The following is a 604-nucleotide window of genomic DNA, read 5'->3' as shown; positions in this document are numbered from 1 at the left end:
ATCATTTACTTTTTCTCTTCTGTCCAAGAGAACAACACTTCTGCATCTCGCCAATATTCCGGTATTTCCGCATCGTTGAAGCGATAAGTTATCAGAGCAACCTCTCTCTCCTTTTTACGCACCTCCACTTTATGTTGAGAGTATTTATCAAAAGACCTCATACAGTAAGCCGTAACCATGAATCCATCTCTGCTATGACCTCCGATTTTCTCCACATCTGCAAACCGCTCGTTTCCAATTCTAAAGCCCATCATCTCTTCCCAGAAAACAGGATTGCTCCGCCCTCTCTTTCCAGTCAATATCATCAAATAATTTGGAAGTTGACCCAAATGCGCTCGTTCCCCTCGTTCTAAACGTTCCAATGTCTTGGTATAGTCGTTTAATCCCCTCGTGTCCGATGCTGTGGGTGTCGGATAGAAACCCGACAATAAAGACTCTGTCTCGTCTGTGTGGGGCGTTGACGGCTGCAGCTGGAACAACAAACGATTGCGTGGTGTACCCGATGTTATCCAAGTCAGAAAGCACCTCGTCGAGCCCTGCACTCTTAACTTTGTATTAGAGGTAACTCCCGAACGCGGTCTGATCTGAATCTCATACCCCTCGG

1 pseudogene is annotated in these 604 nt (G+C 46.2%); it reads right to left on the bottom strand.

Going from position 1 to position 604, the window contains the following annotated elements:
* Positions 1 to 5: 5 nt before the first annotated feature.
* A pseudogene (locus ACFSVM_RS25815) lies at positions 6 to 604 on the bottom strand (hypothetical protein); the annotation flags it as partial.

Source organism: Paenibacillus shunpengii, from assembly GCF_042684905.1.
GTDB classification, from domain to species: Bacteria; Bacillota; Bacilli; order Paenibacillales; family Paenibacillaceae; genus Paenibacillus; species Paenibacillus shunpengii.
Note: the sequence above shows the minus strand (reverse complement) of the source record. Positions and strands in the feature narration are given on the sequence as shown.